We start from the raw sequence: 22,686 nt of genomic DNA on the forward strand, positions 1-22,686 counted from the left end.
GTACGTGTACTTTTTGTAAATTATCTTGATATTTCAACTAACTATAAACGGTTAATCGGCCTGAGCAATTTTTGAACGCGCACCCATTAAAAATAGCAACTTATATTCAATTTGTACCGAGAATAATAAAAAGATTTTTGTGGTTAAATAAAAACAATAGTTTATTCCGGTATCTGGAGAAGCTAATGGGATCAGAAATACAATATTGTGAGTTTGTGGCAGATAATAAAATCAAGCAGTTCGATATTGAAAACATTGATTGTCAATGTTTCGATCCTCAACTTCGAGCTACCTATATTTCAGCACTGAGAGTTGCGAAAAATGCTTTTTACACAACTCGACAAGGCATAACCACTGATGTTACCAGTGAAACAACTGCCTTTCGCATCGTTGGGGGTAGAAAAATATCTTTAGACGAGCTTGAAAGGCTCATCACCTTAGTTGATAAAAATACCGTCAAAGCTGATGAAAGAATGCGTAAGCTTTACGGCTTTGGTTTGCATGAATTTTATCTATTTTGCAACCAGGTAGGCAATAAGCTTAAAGATGGCGAACTTTTTGGTAAGCGTTTCGTCATAGGTGGTCGTTTGCTTAAAGATCTGGTCAATGGCAACTATGGCAATGCCAAAAATGAGAAATACCGTTATGCCCTTGAACCTGCAGGTATGGAGGCAAACACCTGCGATATTTTCGATGGCTTACCTTCTGCCTTAAAGGCTGCTGTTACATCCGCGCCAATATCTCCATGCGCTAAGTTGCCATCGCCGCTTAAACCATTGCCTGAAACTTACATTAAAAATAAATTATTTTCGGTTCAATATATCCCTCAAACCAACCAAAAAATAAATTTTAAATCGCCAGAGATAAAAACACGCTTGGCGATGCCTAAATTCAAAAAAGACCAAAAACAAAATAACTACCTAAATGATAATGCATCGTTGCTGACCAACAAATTAAACGACCTACAAGACACTCCACAGTTACAGGATGAATTCTTAATTCGCTTTTTAAATAATAATAATATCTCTATAATAACTCGATTTGAAACATTTCGTACAGCATTTATCGCTGAAGACACACTTAATATTACATCATCCACCAATAGAGACAAACCTAATATTACAGCTACTGTTTTTTCACGTCTCTATGACCAACATAAAGAAGAAATAAGGTCTGTTATTCAATACTTTTTTCAAAACGACCAAACGGAATTTTTTTCAGTTATTTATAATTCACATGCTTCGATAATCACTAAATATGCAACCTATCAAATAACAACAGCAATAAATAATTTTATAGCCAATAGCTCACTCGACTCCCGCAATCTTCAACAGGTTAACGATGCGATCTATACCTTAAGTGGTCTTCCTTTATCAGGTACCTATGGTTTGTTAGAATTTCTGCGCAACAATATGCAAACAAATGGCCTCATTGATTTTATACTTGATCCCAAGGTGAGTGATCTTGCTTTAACTAATTTTTTCTTTGCCAAACTCTGTGAAAAATTAACTACTACACCCGATCTTGAAAATGGTAAGGCCCCCACTGAAGTTGTTGAGTTTTTTTCAAAATTTATTTTATCGCTTTCTCAAGAAAGGCTAAAAATAGCCAATAAGTATTTTTTAAACTTTCAAACAATTAAAAACTATGTGTTGAAGCACACCGATCAATTTAGTAATAAGGTACTCAAATATCTATCCACTGAACTTACAGATGCCCCCTTTCAATTAGTGGTTAGTGGCTAGTGGCTAACCTTAAAAAGTCTCACATAATGCTTTTTGTTATTACAAAATCATTATTTTGTAACGAAAAATATATATTAATCAGTCGCAATCTCTTGCACTTTATTTTCAAAATTACCTGAGAGCGTACGACCGTTTTCAAAAAGAATATCAAATTCACCCGATACTTTACCGCCGTTTTTAAAGTTCCAATCTTCAAAACGAATTGAACCACTTTTCATCGGTGGAAAATCGCCACCCGTACTCATTACCCGCTCAACTGTGACATACTCGTTAAATGTCTCACCACGAATTACTGCCCCACTGTCAATAATTAAATCACGCGTATCAACTACGACTTTAGCAACTTTACCATCACCACCGCTTAGTTTTTTAAGATATTCAATACGCAAGTTTAAATCTTGTTTGTAAATACGGGCATAATCAAAATCGAGTGAAAATGACTCACCAATTGAGCCGCTAAGTTCATTACCAGGACCGCCGCAAGCTACTAACATAGCCAGCAGCGCATAAACTGATAGTTGCATTAAATGACGTAACATTAATTTCACAAATCTCACCCTTTCACTAAAGTTTGCCTTGCGCCATCATGGCAAAACCACGGGTTACATCTTGAAAAACAATAGTTGGCTCATAAGTATCTGGGTTAACCACAATCTGCGAGAATACTCCAGTCATGTTAGCGGCATCAAATGAAACATTACGTCTAACCCATGAACCAACGCCGGTACGAATTGCAAAACGCAACCCATCGCCCGCTGGCGTGCAATTACCCCCTACCCCACAATAGTAATAGCTAATTAATGCGCGGCTATCTTTATCATAGGTGAGTGAGGGATATTGTCCTACAGAATTTTCTTGGTCGACCGTTTCACAAGTATGATTACCTTCAACCCATATTTCACCATTGTCGGTGCTATAGCAGTAAACCAAATCTTGTTTAGGCTGATCATTTTTATCTGCAACACGATAAAATGCTATACCTACTGTACCATCAGGTGCTACTGCCATGCTGATACGCTCACCAATTTTATCTCCCGTTCGTATATCTTGTTCATCCCATGCGTCTTTTTGATTTGGGTCGCCAATTAAACGCGCAACATATAAACCCGTACTTTGTGAAGTAGTATAAGCTGCTATTAAACCTGAATACTCTGCCCCGTCTTTTGGCGAAAGATATTTAAGCTGACTGTACATACCTTTACCAGCCCAGGTTTTAATACCAGTAACACTACCACTTTCTTGCCATAATTCGAGTCCACGCTTTTTGTAACCATCTTCATCCCAAAGAAAATGATAATCCATAAAAGCAATAGCCAGACTATTATTGCCATCAAGTGTTGCACAAGCCCACGGACCGACAACATCACCTTGTTGACAATTTTCTGCAGCACAATAGCCACAACAAGAAACGCTATCGGTTACTGGAATGTTTAAATTCCAAGTATTTTTACCGGTGCGTGTTGCTCTAACTAAATCGCTTGAACCACAAGATGCGGTTACCGAAGGACTACCACCAGCAAAAACAAAAACCGGCTGATCATTACTATTTATCACCCCTTCAAGGCCATAAATATTGGTTACATAGGGTACCGTAGGATCTAAATTAGCCAGTGGCAATGTCTCAATATCCCACGTTGTCGCCCCTGGCGCTAAAACCGCCACTTTAACATCAAAATTAATTCCCGGCATTGGCCCACCGGTTGAAAACACCGCGATATCACAGGTGTTTTCAGTCGTACTGATGCGCTTGAAATAAGCATAATACAGTGTGCCATCACCACCACGTAGTAGTTTGCCTTGCATACCAGCTTTTGTTATAGAACTGCCTGCTTCTACTTGGGTAATTGTCCAAGTAAGGTTGGTATATGGGGCTGGTAAGGGGATGCCCTGGTCAGGTGGTACTATTACATCACCATCACCGGGATCAATGGGATCGACATCATGAGGATCATTAGATTTACACGACCAAAGTGCAGCAAAAAATAATGCAAGCAAAATCTTTGTTTTCATGATACCTCTACCTCATAAAAATTGTTTGCGCAAAAGCATAAGAAGCTGGACAATAACTATCTTTGTCATGTGCTATATTAACACTTTGCCACAAAAATGGAGTCAACATGCGTAAGCTCTCAATCATCCTGCTACTTGCTAGTTTAAGTTTCAATACATCCTGTGGTGATGATACTACAAAAACTGCTGAACCGCCTCCTAATGCGCCGCAGCTTATGCCAACTCCATTAGATTTGACACTCTGGATCAATAACACAACTGTTAATTCTCACAAAACCAGTAATATCGTAATACTCAACGGCGGTAAAACTGCTTTACAAATCAATTCGGTCACACTTGCTGGCTATAAAGGCCTCGGTAATGCCGAGACTACTTTTACTATCGACACCGGCACGTTACCAGCATCAGTTGAGTACAACACCACCATAGCTCTACCAGTAACATTTTCACCAACTTCGGTCGGTGTACATTTAGCTGAAGTCAACATCACTAGTAATGCTGAGAACCGACCAAACGTCACTTTTTATGTTATTGGCATTGCAACTGATACAAATATACCAAGTACCGCTAAACTTTATTTTTACCCTGAAGATGGTGTAGTAACTACAACCAGCACCGGCAGCCATCGAGCACCGGTTCGCTTTATTAATCTTGGTGCTCAAGAATTATTAGTCTACGGTTATAAAATTACCGGTACTGACGCGAGTTCTTTTACAATACCAACCAACGTTACTCAGCCATCGACAGAATGCAGTACCGTAGCGTGTGGTGACTCATTAACTTCGATTCCGGCAGGTTGTAATCCAATTCGAGTCGCTTTTGGTTCAAGTGTTCCGCTGGTAGTTGAGTATTCTGGTGATATTAATACCGCAGCGGTTGCTTCTTTTGAGGTAGTTAGTAACTCATCTTCTTGTAATGAAGACGCCCTTACTTTAACAAATAAATTAGCTGCCGTATCGCAAGGGGATTAGCCTAAACAGCGACGCTATTTCTTCCATCTTTTTATTACAGTACGGATTTTCTCTTCTTCGCGTTTAGTTAAATTTCCGACCATAGTTACATTTAATCGCTCAGGGGTAAAAAATTTAGCTGCCACTTTATGCAGATCAGCTTGTGATAATTTTTGCAGGCGTTGATATAAATTAGCAGCTTCAGCTTCTATATTGAATAGCACCGCACGACCATACCAGGCTGTAAGATCAGCAGCATCATCAGTCATAAACTCCATACCATAACGATATCGCCGCAAAGATCGGTTTATTTCACTAGCAGTAAATTGCATGTGTTTGGCACTAGCAACAAAGGCTAATAACTTATTAATGGCCAAAGCCACTCGGTCAGGAGCAACGCTGACTTCAAGTTCAAATAATCCACAATCACTATAAGTATTTAATCCAGCATTGAGTGCATAAGCTAAGCCTTGACGATCAACAAGCTCTGCGTGCATACGCGAAGATAAACCATCAGCCAACAAACGTGCCAATAGCACTAAAGCCGGATAATCAGGATCATTAACGGTAACCGCCCAAAAACTCAGACGAATATCAACTTGGCTGCTGATATTTTTCACGCAATGAATTGATGTATGTTTTGGCGGTAAAGCTTGGTCTTTGCTTAAATAAAGCTTTCCAACCGGCAATGATGTGAATGCACGACGTGCGGCTCGCATTATTTGTTTTATATCTACCGGCCCAGCAATACTAAGTACTGCATTATTAGCTACCAAATAGCGACGGCGATGAGCTTCAAGATGCCTACGATTAAAACGCGCTAAATTATTTAGTGTACCTTCAATAGGTAAACCCAAACCATGATTTTTAAAAACAACTGAGTGGGTTAAATTGTCGAGATCGATCATGCGCTTGTTTTGATCAAGCGTTTCTAACAACTCTTCTTTTAAAATCTCTTTTTCAATATGCATATCGCAGTAGCGTGGCGTTTGGACAATTTCACCTAAAATTGCAATTGCTTTAACAACCGCTGAGGGATGACAACCTGTAGAAAACACTAAATGGTCGCGATAGGTAGCACCCTCTAAATAACCACCGAAATCTTCGGCAGCAGCATTAAGCATCGTAGTGTTTAAATACTTTCGCGTCCCACGAAATAACATATGCTCAAGCATATGGGTTATGCCGTTATTTTTTGCTGTCTCATAGCGAGAACCTACGCCAAAATATAGGGCAACATATGCCCACGATAATCCTGGTCGTGGACAAATAACCACAGGCATACCGTTGGCAAGATATTTTTTTTGCGCCGAAAATGCCGCAAGTTTTAATGAGGTAACCGAGTGATCACGACGTGCCATAGTTTTAAGTTATCTATTACGAGACCGTTGACAAGTTCGCTGCCAGCCGCACCACAACTTTCTTTTTACCGTGTTGGAGAATACGTGGTTCATTAAACCAATCCGCGGGTAATTTTTCTGTGGCGTATTGTACTGCTATAGGTTCATTATCAAGGCGATATTGTCCTTGAGTTAATTGGTTACGCGCTTGTCGGTTAGATGGTGCTAAACCAGCGCGTACAATTAAATTAACCGCGTTAACTCCTTGATTAACTTCTGCAGCATTTAATTCTATTGTGGGCAATTGTGATAAATCAGCGCCAGCCTGACGCGGTATCGAACTTGAAGGTAATAAATCAGGGGCAATAGTGCGCCCACCAAAAGCCGCCTGTGCGGCAGCATGAGCGGCGAGCGCCTCTTGTTGTCCATGAACGATTAACGTTGCTTCATAGGCTAAGATGCTTTTAGCGGCATTTAGGTCAGCACCGCTAAGATTTTCAATAGCTTTTATCTCCGCCATCGGTAGAAAAGTAAAAAAACCAAGCAGGCGGGCTACATCAGCATCTTGGGTGTTAACCCAATATTGATAATAGTCATATGGCGAAAGACGATCAGCATTTAACCATACTGCTCCTGCGGCGGTCTTACCCATTTTTTCGTCACTAGCCGTGAGCAATAATGGAAAAGTGACACCATATACAGTAACGCCATGTAGGCGACGCACTAAATCCGCACCGGCTAATATGTTACCCCATTGATCATCGCCACCTATTTGCACCACACATTGATAACGACGATAAAGCTCAAGAAAATCATAAGCCTGTAATAACTGATAATTAAACTCAAGAAACGATAAACCGCGTTCAAGCCTAAGTTTATAAGCTTCGGCAGCCAGCATGCGATTAACTGAAAAATGACGCCCAATATCTCTAAGAAAATCAATATAGTTTAACTGTGCTAGCCATTTTGCATTATTTACACAACGACTGTTGCCCTCTTTGAAATTAAGTAAACGAGAAATTCCTTGCTCAATCTGAACTTTATTATTGGCAATAGTTTCGGCAGAAATCATTTGCCGCATTTCGGTTTTACCCGAAGGATCACCTACCATGGCAGTACCACCACCCAGCACTACGATAGCACGATGCCCACAACGCTCGATATGCATTAACGCCATGAGTGTAAATAAATGACCAACGTGTAAACTATCGCCAGTAGGATCGTAACCACAATAGGCTACTACCGGCGGTTTACCTGGCTCAAATAACGCACGCACTGCTTGCTCATCAGTAACCTGATGTACAAAACCACGTTCATTTAACACATTAAAAGCATTAACCATCATGATGGCTCTTTTGGCAGGGTAACAAAGGACTGGTCAAGTAATAACTTACCGTTTATTTGGCAATTACACTTTTGAGTGGTAGCGATAACTACATGAAGTTGTTTTATTTTATTATTGTATGGGCTAGTGCAGTAATATGTATCTTGCCTAATGCTGCTGCTACACCTGACGACGCTTTGTTTGGCAGCCGCTCATATGCCATGGGTGGTGCCAGCCGAGCATTAGCTGCCAGCAATGATGCACTGTTAACAAATCCCGCTGCTATTGGCGTTATCAGGGGATATAGCAGCATTGATTTGCTATATTCTTTTACTAATATCAATAACTTAGGTCGTTTCGGTATCAATGTTGTCGATGCCAAAGCTGGACCAGTTGCCGGTGGATTCGCGGTAACTAATATTCGTGGCAGTGGCAATAAATATAATTATTTCACCTTAGGAGCTGCTTATCCGGTTATACCTAATCTTTCCTTAGGCATATCGGTGCATCATATACGTGGCACTTATCACGCAATGAATGAAGATCCCCAATCCGTCAAACTTTATAGTGGTGATATTGGCATTTGTGCGGTCTTGGGGCCATATATGAAAATTGGCGCTGTTTACAACAACTTAGCAAAAGATCAAAACGATAGTATTTTGCCAGCCACCATAGGCTTGGGTACTAGTATTGCCGCTGAAGCTTTCACGTTAGCTGCTGATATGGTCATGTTGGCTAAAAACGAAAAAGATAAGAGCTATCATGTTGGTACTGAATACATTGTCGCCAATAATATACCCTTGCGACTTGGTTGGACTTATCGACGCTATCAACGTGCAAATGATAAAAATCCTTATGAGCATCTCATTAGTGGTGGTTTCGCTTGGTTAAGTCAAAACGGCTCACTTGAAGCTAGTTGCCGCCGTTCACTTGCACGCGATAATAATTGGGGATGTCTAGTAGCAATGAAACTTGGTTTCTAATCAATCTTTAATTTAGCTAGCGTCGATGTCTAAGTTTAATACGACGTTTAGCTGTACCATTGGCCGGCACTGTAACCGTAATATGTTTATCAATTTTAGCCCGGCGATTAACAAAACGTAATTTATGCTTACCCGCCGGTAACGTTATGGCGCGTAATGGCGTTACCCCGATAGCTTTATTATTTAAAAATACCGTAGCTTTAGGATCGGTAATCAGAGTTATACGCCCGGTGATAACCTTAGGGTTAGATGTTTTTGGTAGTTTTGATTTAAGATTTTTATCATCACCCTCTGCCGGCTGGGTATTAATTATTTTTTTTACTTGCTTTTGCAGCGTGGTCTTTTTACCACTAAAAACAGCATAAAGCCCACCTATAATGAGCGCTAATACTACGAGTGCAATAATAATATTTTTTAAACTGAAAATATTTTCATCTGACGATGGTCTAATTCTTGGCAGATGATCTGAAAAGTCACCATTATCAAGAGCTAAGGTTTCGTTTTTTAGCTCTGCTGAAGAAAAACCATCGGATAATTCTTCATAAGAGATATCTTCATAGTCTAAATCGGCAACGTCTGAAGGTGCAGATTCTTGTTCGTCGATATGCCCTAAAGCAATAGTTGTATAGTTATGGTCATCAGAATGTGATCCGCTACCAATAAATAAACGCTTTAAGGCAAAAGCAATATCTTCATTCGTACAAATTAAGCCATTATTCAGCATTGCAACTTCAAGTGCTTCAGCCATATCTCCTGCACTTTGAAAACGTTTATCTGGATGACGTTCAAGCGCGTGCATTACTATATTAATAATGTCATCTGGCAAACGTTCGCGTGGACGTGATGGAGTAATAATTGGACTGTGTAATATCGAATCGTAGGCATCAGCAAAACTCAAACCCCCAAATAAGCTACGGCCTGAAAGTAGTTCGTGCATATTGATGCCTAAGGCAAACACATCACAACGTCGATCAACAGACCGAGCTTTTATTTGCTCGGGACCCATATAAGCCAGCTTGCCTTTAATTAAGCGTTCACCAGTAGTTTCTGACTGCACGGTACTTTTAGCGATACCAAAATCGAGAATTTTAATAACACCATTAATGGTAACAAATAAATTATGCGGTGATACATCGCGATGCACCAGGCGCAAGGGCACGCCTTGATCATTGCAAGTAGTATGAGCCGCATGCAAACCATGAGCAACATCTGCAATAAGCCGCAATACCAGCGCTAGACCAAGCCATTCTTCACGGGATTCGAGCTCTTGCTCGATCATGCGTAAATCCCAACCCTCAAGCCACTCAAGAGCCATAAATGGCAGGTCGTTACGTAAGCCAACATCATAAATACGCACAATATTTGGGTGATTTAAACTCGCAACAATGCGGGCTTCATCAATAAACATAGCCGCATAATCACCAACTTCTAACAAGTCACCACGTAATTCTTTAAGAACTACTTTGCGCTCAAGCACAATATCGCGAGCAAGATAGACGTTGGCCATCCCTCCCACACCTACCGTCTTTACGATGGTGTAGCGCTCATCAATCTGGTTATTCGATGAATCAGACATCGTTTAACAATCAGTAAAAAAAATGCGAATCACTTCTCCTAAAATGTTTATCGTATAGGGTCTGCACACATTGGCCAACTAGATCAAGGGCCTAAAATTAATAAAGCAAAAACTATTATTACTCATCTGGTCGCACTCTTTAAGTATCTATGCTATGGGCCGTTTGATGAATTTACACAAAAATTTAGCATTTTTTATAATTATTGCTGGGATATTTGCCTGTAATGATAATGGTTTTGGCGATGGCATTGGCAGGCCAACGTATACCGCGATAACTCGTCTAAGCCAAATTACTATAGCTGAAGTTTATTTCAGCGATACCCAGCCATCAAAACGTTTTGTTATTTTAACAAATGCAAATGACCACGACCTTAATGGTCTTCGGTTAAAAAGCCCTTTTGGTGAACTTGAAATTGCTGAAACGCTTCAAGCAAATAGCGAACTAAAGGTATCTCTTGAAAGCATCGATGGTATTGGTTTGTGGGGGGGTGAGTTAGCTGTGGTTGACGAAAATAATTCTATAAGAGCCTATCTTGCTTGGGGCAGCGATCCGATGCGTACTGGTTCTGCTCTGGCTGCCGCAGCAATTGTTGCTGGCGTTACTTTGCCTCATGTTTTCATAAAAGCTAGCTATCCAATACCAGAAGGAAATGCGATCGTTGCTTTAAGTACAAATAACGGCTGCGCGATTGTTGCTTCTAGCGTTGCTGAAATTACTAATATAACTACTTGTCCAGAAAGTACTCCATTAATAAAAATTACTAGCTTTAAACCGAATACCGATGAAAGCTGGGTTACGCTTACTAATAGTGGCAGTAGTGTTATCGACTTATTTGGATTAAACATTTGTCATCCTACCTGCTCCCTAATAACCAAAGATTTATTAATTTCACCTGGTGACCAAGCAATAATTACATTAGGCCCTAATGGCATAGCACCTAGTGCATTGAGCTTAGCATCACCTGGTGAAGTAGCTATATTAGCTCCAGGTGTTGATGATACAGCTTCTGCCACCGCAATTTTGGCATATGTCAATTATGGGAATGCAAGTGACACTTTATTAAATGCCGCTATTGCAAATGGTATTTGGCCAAATGCAACCACGAATGTTTTATATCCTCGCGTTGATAATGAAATAATACTTGCAGTAAGTGACCCTAACATTGGAGCAGTGCCCTGGGTACCAGCTGCTAACGATAGCAACGCCACTACCCCAATTGGGCCAACCACAGATTTGTGGACAAGTTGTTCATACGTAAGACCATGGCGCTCAAGCACCCGGTCAGATATAGTTATTCATCGCATTGAACGCGCTACTCTAGCTGATGCAGAAAATCCGCATGCTGACCGCATTTATCTTATTAACCGTTCTACTAACTCTTACTCGCTGACAGATATAAACCTGGTTTTAGTTAGTGATGGTATAGAAAATAAATTATTATTGACTGATATCGGTATCGCTGAACTTGCTGCAGGCGCTGAGTTAGTAATTGAGCTGACAAATACTGACACAGAATGTGAAACAAGTTATTGCTTACCTGCACCTGCGCTAAATGAAGGTAGTGAAATTGCCTTATTTAATGGTGCGAATCTCATACAATACATCGCTTTTAGTAATTCTTTAAATCAGGTAACCATTACAAGGTCTTATGCAACTCAAGCTATTAGTGCTAACTTATGGCCAGGCGCTATAGGTGATTATGCTGGAACTACTTTCAATATCGATTGTGCTGTTAATTTGCCTGATGTTAACACAAGTATAAATCTTGATCTTATGCTCGATGGCACTAGCCCGCCTGACTGGAATTAACTCACTTTTATAACGCCTATTTACCGCTATAATACTTTGTCGAATACCGTTTTTTATTTATTTGTTGCATTCTTTGGTTTTTAAAAGGCCACAAACCATTGGCTAACAAGCTAACATAATTACCAGGATTTGGTGTTAACGCATTAAACGCTATGATTATGTGATCGATTACAGCTACACCTAAAATTTCACCAGCTTTTATTAATCGTGCAGTAAGTTCTATGTCTTCTTGTGAAGGGGTAACATCACCTGAAGGATGATTATGCGCTAAAACTATGGCACTTGCTCCTTCAGCAATAGCTTGGCGAAAAACTTCGCGTGGATCTATAAAACACGCATCAATTGAACCCAATGATACTAATGCTGCATGCAATGGATGATTTTTTGCATCTAATGACAAAGAAATAAAACGCTCATGATTGCACCCAGCAAAAAATGGTGCCACGCAAATAAAACTATCGCTTGGCCCCATAATACGTTGCTTACTACGGGGTGGTAATAAAGATCGTATTCCGATCTCAAATGCTGCTTGTATTCTAATAATGTTTGTATTTGATAAACCTGATTTTTGCATACGGTTATGGGTCCAATGACGTAAAGCCCAAAAACTTTTTGCTTCATCAAGAATCTCTTTTGCATGTAGGTGATTAGTAAAACTATCATCATCAAATAGTTTGGCTAATATCGCTACTTCTGCAGAAGAATAATGACTATTAAAATCCCAAAATCTTTTATTATCTAGTTCCATAATTACTAGATAAAGCAATATTTATACCAATACTAATTTGGGCGAAGTCTGCTGAAATACTGCACTAAATGATATAGGCGATTGCAGTTGCTTTAATATTGTCGCATTTTGCGACAATTTTTTTTACCAAAAATATATTAACTTTTCACAAGATCAGCATGGCGTAAAAAAAATATATTATTATATTATATTTTGCGTCTTCATTTTTATTTATATATGTAAAATTATTTAATATCCTAACCAATCCTGTTTACAATATATAGGCTACACTATTTAAATATATCCTTCTATACTAAATAGTATTAAAATGAATGTTGTAGACATACTATCTCACCTATCAATAAACTATTATTTCAGTTAATTCGTGAATAATATAGTGTCTCTAATTTATAGACAGTGTATCCAAAATACTATCAAACTGACTCTTTAAAAATTACACTCGTTGTACTTACTCTTTATTTAAATAAAATTACATAGGCATGATTGTCTCTATTTCTGAGACACTTCTGAAATATCATGTAAGATCTTTAATTCACATTTCATTACACACCAAAGTTATGATCTAATAAAAAAGATCTTTTTTTTAACACGTCTTAATTGGTAGTAACAAACTAGAATATATTGATTCTGGATACCTGTTTTTAAAATAGTCAATTACATTAAACATAAATGCTTATGCTTACTAAACTTGATAATTTTTAATTTGGTACTCAGACTAAACCATACTTTATGGGCTTTTAGCGCTTAACTTCCGGGCTCAATAATTCGTACGGCTAAATCTACATAAGCCTGCATATCTGAGTTGATTTCAATTAAATGTCCCCCGCCTTTATATATTTTTTTACGTTCACGAATAATATGGTCATCAGCTTCAGCAAAAAGATTACGACCAGCACTGTCATATGTATATACATCCGAACAGCCGGGTTCATTCCAATAAATAATTGTCGATGTGCCTGCATCTTCCTGTTGAGTCAGATACATCAATACTTCGATTTCAACTTCTTTATCAGCATTGGTAATAAACAAAATACTTCCAGGAAAGTCGACATAAGTATAATTGTCATCATCTAACATACATGCAGCAAATTGCCCTGGGCATGCAGGAATTACCTCAATACATGGATTATAACCACGTCCTTGAAGAAAAGCTGCTTCTGAAGTGGGATCACAACCACTAATAGCTATCAGAAATAGCACTGATAACAATGTCACTATTTTGGTCATGGAAGCACCGAAACAAAATCACTGTCTACTATATTAATATGACCATCTACCGGCCATCGACTACATGTATCTATTTTGTTTGGATCCTTGCATTTTAAGCGCACAGAAATATCCGCAATTTTGGTAATTCCTGGGGATGATAAACGATCTGCTGGTGCTTCAGTAAAAAATACCATTATATGATTAATACCTTCGCTATCAGGTCCATTGCTCGCTAAAGTTTGCATGAGTTTGATGTTACTAAAAGTAACGCTGTAACAGGTTCTCTCTGAGACTGTGATCAAAGGAGCAATGACCACTTCAGCTTTTTCAGCACAGCTTGGCATGAGTTCAGCAGTAACAAAAACTGTCACCCAAATTTGATCAATTAGCTCTCCTTCTGCCCAACGTTCAGCATTAAGTTTATATACGCCAGTATTTTCTATAGGTGTTGGTACAGGAGTAAAAGGAGCAGATAGAGTATATCTTGCATCAGACCATGACAAAGTGCGTGCACAAGCATCCCATTTCATAATTGCCTGACCGCCAACAACATTTGGGGATGCATCGCGAAAAGCAACACCAGGCAATGTATCGCTATCTTCCATAACCGCAACATTACGCTTACCGATAAAATCCACACTATTTCTATATGCATATGAAGCTCTAAGAGTTTGCTCATTCACACGTGGACTGGTGTGGTTAGCAAGCTCTACAGCATTAGTTACACCATCTGCATCAAAATCAAGTAAACGGTCAGAAGACGAGGTGGGGACCATACTACCATAATATTCAAGTGCATCTGGTAATCCATCACCGTCAGTGTCAGGAATGCTTGGGCTCGTTGATAATAATCCCTCTTCACAATTATTTAGCAGATCCAAATCATCGTCTGGAAGTGATGCGGTAATTGCTGGGTCAGCACAAGAAGAAGGACGATCGCTAGGATCAAGTGGATCCTGTTTTGGTGTTGAACGCAATTCAAGTCCATCACCTAAACCATCATTGTCACTATCCCAGTTTTGTGGATCAGTGCCAATTTGCAACTCAACACTATCAATTAAACCATCTCCATCACTATCAAGCGCTGGACCATCAGCGGTGAGCGTGACGTTACGATTAAACGCAACAATGTCTTTACTAATTAAATCGACTTTACCCGCAGAAGTATCAAGAGGAACACCAATTGTTTGACTACAAGGAAACTCTGTAAATGTACCCCCACCAAGATATGCAATATGTTCATATTGTTGACGAGCAGTTGTATTTGATGCTTCGGTAGCACTGCCACCAGTGATATCACAATAAACCCCACAATAAACGGTAAGCTCTGGTATGCTGTCACCACATGTACAAGGTGGATCGGTTGCTTCAGGAGCGTAACAATTGTGGCCAGTACTGCTGTCTTCGATGGTAAGCGGACCGTAATATGCTAGCCCCATATCAAGACGAAATTCGAGAACACCTTGATTATAAATATACTCTTGCAGATTTATGACTGCTTTTGCCAGTTCATCATCAGTTTTGGATGGATTCGGAGGTCCTGAAAGTAACATATATGTTAAATAGCGAGTACGCAGCACTTCACCTGCTGATGAATTACGAATATCAGACGCAATAAAATTTTCAATTTCAGCTAGCGCACCTAAAATATCGCGATCTGCGCCACTTGGTTGACTTAATTCAATAAGCGCTTGATTAATTGCTGGATCTAGTGCTGGATAAAATTGCTGGCCCAAAGCCACAGGGAGGACACGGCTTTGGTTGCCTAACTCTATAAAACCAAAGCGAATATGCGGCAGTTGGTTATGCCTAGCAATGAATGCCGCTAGTCCGTTATTTGGTGCTGAAAATCGGTACCCATCAGGATCAGCAGCAAACATTCGCTGCGATTTATCTATAACAAATAAAATTTTGACCGGAAATTTTGAACCGCCAGTGTCATCGGTACATAAATCTCCGGTAATTACTACTCTATCTGGTGCCAGTGGTTGACGACCAGTTTGTTGATAGATGTCTGACTTTGTACATCCAGTCAGCAAAAAAGGTATAATTAATATTAATCTTCTCACAATGTTTCTCAGTTTACCACATGATCTAAGCTGCTGTCCCTATTTGTCATACTTATAGAATTATATCTTATCTAAATTGAGAGACAATACCGCTAAAAATAATGCAATTCTTCCAAATTTTGGGGGTGTCCTTAAATGTTGGACTTAAAAAATTCACGAAAGCCGCGTAAACGATGGCCGCGCGCTTAAGTAAAATCCTGCTGAGGCTTGCTTACTGACAAGTCGCAGGCAGGATTTTTGCGAGCACGCGGTCGTAAGTAGCGGATTTCGTGAAGATCGACGGGAGACATTTAGGGATACCCCCTACCTTTCCTTTTTTTTATGCAAAAAACTGTTCAATACTGATATATTTTCTCATTACTAGTGATGAATAATTACTACCTTTGGGGTATGCTGTAAGTCATGCGTATTTATATTTGGGCGCTAGCAATATTTACTGCCGTAATTATCAGTTGCGATAACAAAGCTAAGCATGATGCTGGGCAAACTGATGTTCAAGAACCGCCGCGCTGGCATTGGCAGCGTGTTGAACATGGTCTGGGTGATTTAACTCTCACTAGTGTTTGGGTTCGCAGCGATGGTGCCGTTTTTACTGTAGGTTGGGCTGGTACTATTTTGTATTATAATCCTGATCCCGATAATGATCCGCTAACTGAAGATAGCATATGGAAAATCATGCCTTCCGGTACCACTGAAATTCTGTCTGCTATTGCAGGTATCGAAAATGGTGCAGATTTTGGATTACCTAATCCTCAAGGTGAAATGATTGCCGTAGGTTGGTCAGGTACAGTACTACATTATAACCCAAATCCCGATAACGATCCTTTAACTGAAGATGGCGCTTGGAAGGTAATTGCCGGCCCTGGGGTTGCGCAATTTGTCAGCAGAAAAAAAGTTGATCCCTTCTGCCCCGATTATGATGGTGATGGCATCGCAGATGATGGTGATGGTGATGGCTATTGGGGTAATGCTCTGTGCGTATCTGGCAATACGGTAAGTTGCGATGATAATTGCCGCGAAGTTGCTAACGGAACCTTACGTCCATTTGAAGATTTCATCCCTACTGGTCAACAGACCGGTGATGGATGCATTGGCCCTCAGGATTCTCCTGATCCAACAAAAGCACAATTAGATACTGATGGTGATGGTATAGGTACTAAATGTGAGGACGATGATAATACCTATAACCCTGCTGCTGGTTTTTCTAATAATCTTTATGCAGTAGATATAATCAAAACCGATACTGGTCTTGATATTGTTGCCGTTGGTGAAAATGGCGCCGTGGTTAGTTATCACGGGCCCTCGGCTGCTGACATAGCATCCTTATCACCGGGTATTGCTGATGTTAATGCATGGTTAGCACAAGATGGGGTTGCGTATCGCAATTCGGATGACTGCCCCTCAGGTACACCTGCTGGTACCACTTGCGAAAATGGTAGAACTCCACCGGAGTGCCCTGCCATGTGCAATCCTCAAAGAACCGCTTGCCCATGCCCATCTGGTTCAGGACAATGTTGTAATGATACCGCATCTACAGGGGTCGGTTGCGGGGATGCTAGCTGTCCCCCAGCAACGAACGCGTGTATAAGCGGTGATTGCAATTTTTTATGTCCTGAATGTTTTCGACGACTTATTCAATCGTTGCGTGGCGTAGCAATTGATGGCGATGATATTGTTGCTGTAGGTCTTAGTGGTACAATTATTGTAGGGTCAATTACCGATCCCGGTGAAGTTTGGACAGCCCCTTCGTGTTCTACTATGCCAGCACCACTTGATAAAAGTCCGGTATTAAGTGCGGTTGGTGCAAATGGCGGTAGCTTTTTAGCTGTAGGTAATAATGGTGCTCTCGTAAGATACCCGGGTGGTAGTAGTTGTAACCTCGCACCAATAGCTGGGGGGCCACCAGTTTTCCTTTTGGGTCTATACGCAACTAGCGATTCAAATGCCTACATAGTTGGTGATGGTGGTTTGCTATTTCGGCTGAATGGTGGTGTCATCCAAGAACTTACACCTAATGTTGATGAAGGTTTATATGCGGTTGGCAATACATACTATGAAGGGTTTGAAAGAATATGGGCAGTTGGTGCAAGCGGAGTAATTGTAACTGGTGCATACTATTAATGAGCTTAAACTTACTTGTAGCAATGCATAACTAACGCTACAGTTAAATGGACACTGTAAGTTTTACAGTATAAATAATAGCAAGTTTGAGTAACTGGAGTAGCACATGCGTATTTTGGTAACAGCAGTATTTGTAGTAGTTGCATTTGGTTTACCGGTAATAGCGAAAGCTTATACAGGCCCAACTAGAGTAAACTTTGATGAGCGTATCATTAAGGGTCAAACAGCAAAATCAGGATCGGTGTACATTTTTGAACGTCAGGAGATTGCAACTGATAGTTTGATTAATAAAAAACGCCTGTTTCGTGAGCGTACTATTTACTCGGTGTTCGAGGAGTAGCCTTGGCTCCTTCTGCTGCGGTTCTGCAAGTTTTTGTTTTTAAAGATGGTGAATTTATCGGCACCGATCTATTCACTCAACGTGAAGTTGTGATCGGTCGCGATGCAACTGCTGACTTATTATTAGAATCAGGTTCAGTTTCTCGTCGTCATGCTATTTTTGAACAAGATGGTAAACGTGTATTCATCCGTGATGATGCAAGTACTAATGGCGTCTTCGTTAATGGTGATAAAATAGAGCGTTGTGAAGTCGGACGTCTTGATCAAGTATTTATTGGCGAGTATGCCCTTAAAGTTAAACTTGTAGCACAATCTGGTGCAACAGAATTTGAAAGCGACGAAGAGACTGGTGTTATTGCTAATAAGGTAATAGCACAAGCAACCGCACCAAAATTGGATGATGATATTGCAGATTTGCCGTATAAAAAATCTCCGGCAAAAAAATCTGGCAAGAAACATTCAAAATCATATCCAGAGCATCCTCAAGCAGCTGAGATTGCAGCAGCACGAGCTGTAGAAAAAGCAGTATTTGATGATTTTGATGATGAACCTCAAATAAAACATCACGAAGAACAAAAAGTTAAACAAAAAGTCGCGCGCAAAAAAGATGACGAACGTCCAGGGCGTAGCATTTCAGCACACAGCATTGTGTCAAGATTGCGTGCGGTTGCTAGATCAAAATCACATGTAGATGCCATTGAACGTGCTCCCTTCTTTGATATGGCGGTTAGCAGCAATAAAAGTGCTGTAGCTGCAGCAAAGTTACGTGAACAACCTATTGCCGACGCTAGACCTGAACGTGAAGCACTAATAGAACCAACTGCCCTGCCTTCACGTCGACCCCCACCAATTATCGGTGCCAACGATGATGATGATGATGATGAGCCATATGTACCAACATTCAGTATGTTACAGCAAACACTCAACGCTGGCTCAACCATAGAAGAGCCAACGCATGTTGAGGTGTTGGTAACTCGAAATAATGCTATCTCACAGGCGGTTGCTTTGCGTCGCGGCGAATCATTTTATTACTATAAAACTAATGCTAAGGGAGCATCACGTCGTGGTTTACGTCGGCATCGTTTAGTTAGATATACACGCAAAGGTGAATGCCGACTTGAGTTCGACGAAAGCTCGCGCGCTACTTTAAAGAGACGTGGCGAGCGCCTTGATATTGATTTCATTTCGAAAGTCGCACGCCACGGTAGACGCCAAGCCACTATACGCGCTGGCGAATCTGTTGAAATCGAAGATTCAAATTATTCTTACTATATTCGCTTATTGCGTCCGCCAATGTTGCCACCAGATAGACGCACCTTGGCACAACGATTAAAACCTGACCGGTTAATTACAAGATCTATGGGCGGCTCATTCGGTACTCATATTGCATTATTGTTAGTAGGTATGCTCTTGCCTAGTTCACATGCTGCTCCTGCTGTTGAAACCGAGAGTTTCGCTGAAGTTAAACTCGATCAAGAAATAAAATTAGAAGAACCACCACCTCCTGAGCCTGAACCAGAACCCGTAGAAGAGACACCGACGGCCCCGCAACCCCGTAAAGTTCCGCGGCGTATGCAAGCGGCACCTAATAAGCGTGCACGCGCTGGTGGTACAGCAAAAGCTCCCCCAGGTGTCTTAGGTTTGTTAAGTAAACGCGGTAGCTCAGCAGCACCTGGTCCGGCAGCGGCCCTTGCTGCTGTTACTAATCTTTCAGCAGCTAATGCACCTTCAGGCGCTCGTGGTTTTCGTGTTTCTAATCTTGCAAGCAAATCAGCTACTGCTGATATCTTAGTAGGTGGCGGCGGTGGTGGCGGTGTCGTCACTAAAGGTGGCGCCAGTCTATTGCGTGGTGGTGGCGGTGGTGCTGGACGGCTTTCGGGCAAAGGAACGCGCCGGGTTGGCGGTCTAGTTGAAAAAATGCCCCGTGCTATGCGCTCTCGTGGTCAAGGTAGTTTAGATCGTGATGCTATTCAAAAAGTGATTAATCAAAATGTCGGTCAAATCCAAAGATGTTATGAACGAGAATTACTCAGTAAACCTGGGCTATCTGGTAAAGTTGAAATTGAATGGACTATAACCACTAGTGGTTCTGTACGCGGTACTAGACAAAAATACTCTAGTCTCAATTCAGTACCCGCAGTTAATTGCATTATAGGTAGAATAAGCACCTGGCGATTCCCTCAACCTAAAGGTGGTGAAGTCATCGTAAGCTATCCGTTTGTATTTAAGAGTATTAGTTTTTAGTCAGGGACATCCCCTAGTTGCAGTTTACAAATTGGTCTCTATTGCCGTCTTGATTATTTATTTATGGATCATTTTAAATGACTTGCGTTGTTTGGCTCGGCCCGCTTGATGATGCTAGACGACTTGAATCAGTGCTTGCACAACTGCAAATAAGCTTAGCCTCGGCAACTGATGTAGAAACAACGCTTAAATTAGCGGTACGACGATCAGCCGCAGCGATTATTGTCGCAGTAGATTGGGGTATACTTGCTGAAACCGTCGTGCAGCTAACAACTGCCAATCCTGAAATTCAAATTCTAGTCGCTACCCGTTTAGGCGTTCCGCCACAAGTCTCGGCCGCCTTTGATGCCGGTGCTCGTGATTTACTTGATATAAAAGAGTGCGACCCTGCACAAATTGGTGCCGCAATTGATCGAGCCCTTGCTCGGCATAAACAAACTCGCAAAGAGCGCGACCTGCTAATAAAGCTTCATACCCTAAATGAAGATTTTTTAAAAGCCATGGTGGTTCTTGATAAACGTAATAATGAACTCGAACAAATAGTTCAAGGCAGCAGCATTGATGATAGGCCCATTCATGTTCTGGTTATTGATGATGAAGGAACAATAGCTTCTTTGATCGAATATGTGCTTACTAATCATGGCTATAAAGTCACTGTTGCTCTTGATGGAGAAACCGGGTTAAAACATTTTCAAAAAAATCAATTTCCTATTGTTATTACCGATAAGAATTTACCCGGTATCGACGGCGTTGCTGTGATGCGTGAAATAAAAAGAGTACATCCAGAAACTGATGTAATTCTTATCACCGGTTATGGTTCAAAAGAATCTGCAATAGCCGCATTAAATATTGGTGCCACTGCCTATATCGAAAAACCCTTTAATGATATTCATGATATCCGCCGTAAGGTCGACGAAGTTGCTGCTGCACAAAAGATGCGCAATAAAAAACGTGATTTATTGCGTACAGTTAAACAACGTAACCGCGACTTTCTCAAACAATATCGCGATATCCGTCAAGAACTACAATCGTGGCTTAATAGTCGTTAAGAAAATTTATTTGTTCCAAATATTTGTCCACCCAAGCGTGCGACAAGTGAAGCGATCTGCGTGAGTTGCTTCAATACGACCTAAAACCGGCGCGGCAGCCATCACCTCGCAAATTACTATCTCAGGAGCATTAATCAGTAATACTCCATTTCCATTCAAACGATTCTTTTGCAATTCGAGTGGGGTAGTTATTAACTCGAGAGCAATGCTGGGCACTCCGCTTGCACCAAGTTTTTGTAACATAGCGTTGGGACGAGTATAACTTTTAACCGGATACCATAAAAGAATATGGGTTTGGGGTCGAAGGCGATAAATATCTATTAAAGTTTGCGGTATAGTAAGCCACTCTTCTTTGCTAGCATAAGAGGGATCGATAACCACTAACACGGCAGCGTCATCATCACACTCTTGCAACTTTGTCGGTAAAGCAGCAATACCATCACCTTGTTTTACCAGCGCACGTGTATCATGAGCCACGTTAGCTTGTAATTTGGCACTGGTATCTTGATCGAGTTCACTCAATAGAAGTCGATCAACAGAGCGTAAAAATGCAAGTTCAATAATAGGTGAGCCATAATAGCGTCTCCTTTTGTTTATAGGCGCTGGCTCAAGGGCAAGATAGCGTTGTATCGCTATACAAGTAACGTGGGGTGGGTTTGCCCACAACTTGCCAATGCCCTCTCGGTCCATTCACCAGTAGGCCCAAGCTCATAGCTCCCGGCACCAGCATGAGTATCACAATAACAGTAAACGGACGCTCGTCTTGGGTCAGGGTTGCTAAATATGCACTTAATGCCATGTGTTTCCATACATCACCACTGTTACCTGCATGAAAACGATGATTATAACGTTCATCTAACATTATTAATTTTTTTAAATTTCCTCTGTGGGTAAGCAATAGTCGGCATTAAGCCACATGGCAAGCACACTATTGCTTGGCGCAGGACTGACGCATGTTAAAACTTATCCGCCCAGTCAATCACTTGCTGCTTCCTTTTTTTTGTAATAAAAAGCGCAGTTCGACCTCAAGCTTAAAAGGATTTCCATTCATGAATTTTTCTGGTGTGTGGCTACCTCTCATTACCTGACTCTTAGTCTCATTTTTCACTTTTATCGGAATTGGATTCCTACTTTCGTAGGAATGACGAGGAATTACGTAAAACTCTCTA

At 40.8% G+C, this 22,686-nt stretch carries 18 protein-coding genes; 8 read left to right on the forward strand and 10 right to left on the reverse strand.

Translation table 11 applies throughout. The annotated features are described in order from the left end of the window. Positions 1-185: 185 nt before the first annotated feature. Positions 186-1,745, forward strand: coding sequence for a hypothetical protein (locus JW841_00330; protein ID MBN1959364.1), 1,560 nt, complete (start codon positions 186-188; stop codon positions 1,743-1,745). Positions 1,746-1,819: 74 nt separating this feature from the next. Here JW841_00330 and JW841_00335 read toward each other — a convergent pair whose 3' ends face one another. Both JW841_00335 and JW841_00340 read right to left on the reverse strand, forming a co-directional pair. Further along, entirely contained in the window at positions 1,820-2,293 is a 474-nt protein-coding gene (locus JW841_00335) for a hypothetical protein (protein ID MBN1959365.1), read from the reverse strand. A gap of 16 nt (positions 2,294-2,309) precedes the next feature. Further along, a complete protein-coding gene (locus JW841_00340; GenBank protein MBN1959366.1) occupies positions 2,310-3,755 on the reverse strand; it encodes a hypothetical protein in 1,446 nt (481 codons plus the stop codon). A gap of 107 nt (positions 3,756-3,862) precedes the next feature. Between JW841_00340 and JW841_00345 the strand changes: the two genes are divergently transcribed. Continuing rightward, entirely contained in the window at positions 3,863-4,726 is an 864-nt protein-coding gene (locus JW841_00345; protein MBN1959367.1) for a hypothetical protein, read from the forward strand. 14 nt (positions 4,727-4,740) lie between these two features. On the opposite strand, the gene JW841_00350 is transcribed toward JW841_00345, so the two are convergent. After that, positions 4,741-6,066 carry an insulinase family protein gene (locus JW841_00350; GenBank protein MBN1959368.1) on the reverse strand — a complete coding sequence of 442 codons (1,326 nt, stop codon included), beginning with the start codon at positions 6,064-6,066 and terminating at the stop codon, positions 4,741-4,743. Between the two features lie 16 nt (positions 6,067-6,082). After that, the gene (locus JW841_00355; GenBank protein MBN1959369.1) at positions 6,083-7,387 is read right to left on the reverse strand and encodes a tyrosine--tRNA ligase; all 1,305 of its coding nucleotides are present in this window, start codon (positions 7,385-7,387) and stop codon (positions 6,083-6,085) included. A 95-nt stretch (positions 7,388-7,482) separates the two neighbouring features. Between JW841_00355 and JW841_00360 the strand changes: the two genes are divergently transcribed. Beyond that, positions 7,483-8,352, forward strand: a complete 870-nt coding sequence (locus JW841_00360; GenBank protein ID MBN1959370.1) for a hypothetical protein — start codon at positions 7,483-7,485, stop codon at positions 8,350-8,352. A gap of 16 nt (positions 8,353-8,368) precedes the next feature. Here JW841_00360 and JW841_00365 read toward each other — a convergent pair whose 3' ends face one another. Continuing rightward, positions 8,369-9,928: a serine/threonine protein kinase gene (locus JW841_00365; protein ID MBN1959371.1), complete on the reverse strand. Its 1,560-nt coding sequence runs from the start codon at positions 9,926-9,928 to the stop codon at positions 8,369-8,371. 166 nt (positions 9,929-10,094) lie between these two features. On the opposite strand from JW841_00365, the gene JW841_00370 reads away from it, so the two are divergent. Next, positions 10,095-11,738, forward strand: coding sequence for a hypothetical protein (locus tag JW841_00370; protein MBN1959372.1), 1,644 nt, complete (start codon positions 10,095-10,097; stop codon positions 11,736-11,738). A gap of 16 nt (positions 11,739-11,754) precedes the next feature. On the opposite strand, the gene JW841_00375 is transcribed toward JW841_00370, so the two are convergent. The 3 genes from JW841_00375 to JW841_00385 all read right to left on the reverse strand — a co-directional run bounded on the left by JW841_00375 (position 11,755) and on the right by JW841_00385 (position 15,764). Further along, positions 11,755-12,486, reverse strand: coding sequence for a hypothetical protein (locus JW841_00375; protein MBN1959373.1), 732 nt, complete (start codon positions 12,484-12,486; stop codon positions 11,755-11,757). 744 nt (positions 12,487-13,230) lie between these two features. Then, positions 13,231-13,713, reverse strand: coding sequence for a hypothetical protein (locus tag JW841_00380; GenBank protein MBN1959374.1), 483 nt, complete (start codon positions 13,711-13,713; stop codon positions 13,231-13,233). After that, on the reverse strand, positions 13,710-15,764 hold the full coding sequence (locus JW841_00385) for a VWA domain-containing protein (GenBank protein ID MBN1959375.1): 2,055 nt from the start codon (positions 15,762-15,764) through the stop codon (positions 13,710-13,712). Before JW841_00385 ends, JW841_00380 begins: the two co-directional genes overlap by 4 nt. Positions 15,765-16,166: 402 nt before the next feature. On the opposite strand from JW841_00385, the gene JW841_00390 reads away from it, so the two are divergent. From JW841_00390 to JW841_00405, 4 genes are all read left to right on the forward strand, one after another. Next, a complete protein-coding gene (locus tag JW841_00390) occupies positions 16,167-17,885 on the forward strand; it encodes a hypothetical protein (protein MBN1959376.1) in 1,719 nt (572 codons plus the stop codon). A gap of 106 nt (positions 17,886-17,991) precedes the next feature. Next, the gene (locus tag JW841_00395) at positions 17,992-18,225 is read left to right on the forward strand and encodes a hypothetical protein (GenBank protein ID MBN1959377.1); all 234 of its coding nucleotides are present in this window, start codon (positions 17,992-17,994) and stop codon (positions 18,223-18,225) included. Between the two features lie 2 nt (positions 18,226-18,227). Beyond that, the gene (locus tag JW841_00400) at positions 18,228-20,468 is read left to right on the forward strand and encodes an FHA domain-containing protein (GenBank protein MBN1959378.1); all 2,241 of its coding nucleotides are present in this window, start codon (positions 18,228-18,230) and stop codon (positions 20,466-20,468) included. 77 nt (positions 20,469-20,545) lie between these two features. Continuing rightward, on the forward strand, positions 20,546-21,517 hold the full coding sequence (locus JW841_00405; GenBank protein MBN1959379.1) for a response regulator: 972 nt from the start codon (positions 20,546-20,548) through the stop codon (positions 21,515-21,517). Positions 21,518-21,523: 6 nt separating this feature from the next. Here JW841_00405 and rlmJ read toward each other — a convergent pair whose 3' ends face one another. Together rlmJ and JW841_00415 are read right to left on the reverse strand one after the other, a co-directional pair. Further along, entirely contained in the window at positions 21,524-22,207 is a 684-nt protein-coding gene (rlmJ, locus tag JW841_00410; GenBank protein ID MBN1959380.1) for a 23S rRNA (adenine(2030)-N(6))-methyltransferase RlmJ, read from the reverse strand. 289 nt (positions 22,208-22,496) lie between these two features. After that, the coding region (locus JW841_00415) for a hypothetical protein (protein ID MBN1959381.1) at positions 22,497-22,686 on the reverse strand (190 nt) is incomplete at its 5' end.

The organism is Deltaproteobacteria bacterium (assembly GCA_016931625.1).
Classification (GTDB): Bacteria; Myxococcota; XYA12-FULL-58-9; order XYA12-FULL-58-9; family JAFGEK01; genus JAFGEK01.

What these genes read in the sequence shown, in the direction of transcription:
- JW841_00330 (MBN1959364.1), top strand. Translation starts at nt 186, where the DNA reads ATGGGATCAGAAATACAATATTGTGAGTTTGTGGCAGATAATAAAATC.
- JW841_00365 (MBN1959371.1), bottom strand. Translation starts at nt 9,928, where the DNA reads ATGTCTGATTCATCGAATAACCAGATTGATGAGCGCTACACCATCGTA.
- JW841_00370 (MBN1959372.1), top strand. Translation starts at nt 10,095, where the DNA reads ATGAATTTACACAAAAATTTAGCATTTTTTATAATTATTGCTGGGATA.
- JW841_00355 (MBN1959369.1), bottom strand. Translation starts at nt 7,387, where the DNA reads ATGGTTAATGCTTTTAATGTGTTAAATGAACGTGGTTTTGTACATCAG.
- JW841_00350 (MBN1959368.1), bottom strand. Translation starts at nt 6,066, where the DNA reads ATGGCACGTCGTGATCACTCGGTTACCTCATTAAAACTTGCGGCATTT.
- JW841_00345 (MBN1959367.1), top strand. Translation starts at nt 3,863, where the DNA reads ATGCGTAAGCTCTCAATCATCCTGCTACTTGCTAGTTTAAGTTTCAAT.
- JW841_00405 (MBN1959379.1), top strand. Translation starts at nt 20,546, where the DNA reads ATGACTTGCGTTGTTTGGCTCGGCCCGCTTGATGATGCTAGACGACTT.
- JW841_00390 (MBN1959376.1), top strand. Translation starts at nt 16,167, where the DNA reads ATGCGTATTTATATTTGGGCGCTAGCAATATTTACTGCCGTAATTATC.
- JW841_00380 (MBN1959374.1), bottom strand. Translation starts at nt 13,713, where the DNA reads ATGACCAAAATAGTGACATTGTTATCAGTGCTATTTCTGATAGCTATT.
- JW841_00340 (MBN1959366.1), bottom strand. Translation starts at nt 3,755, where the DNA reads ATGAAAACAAAGATTTTGCTTGCATTATTTTTTGCTGCACTTTGGTCG.
- rlmJ (MBN1959380.1), bottom strand. Translation starts at nt 22,207, where the DNA reads ATGGACCGAGAGGGCATTGGCAAGTTGTGGGCAAACCCACCCCACGTT.
- JW841_00375 (MBN1959373.1), bottom strand. Translation starts at nt 12,486, where the DNA reads ATGGAACTAGATAATAAAAGATTTTGGGATTTTAATAGTCATTATTCT.
- JW841_00360 (MBN1959370.1), top strand. Translation starts at nt 7,483, where the DNA reads ATGAAGTTGTTTTATTTTATTATTGTATGGGCTAGTGCAGTAATATGT.
- JW841_00395 (MBN1959377.1), top strand. Translation starts at nt 17,992, where the DNA reads ATGCGTATTTTGGTAACAGCAGTATTTGTAGTAGTTGCATTTGGTTTA.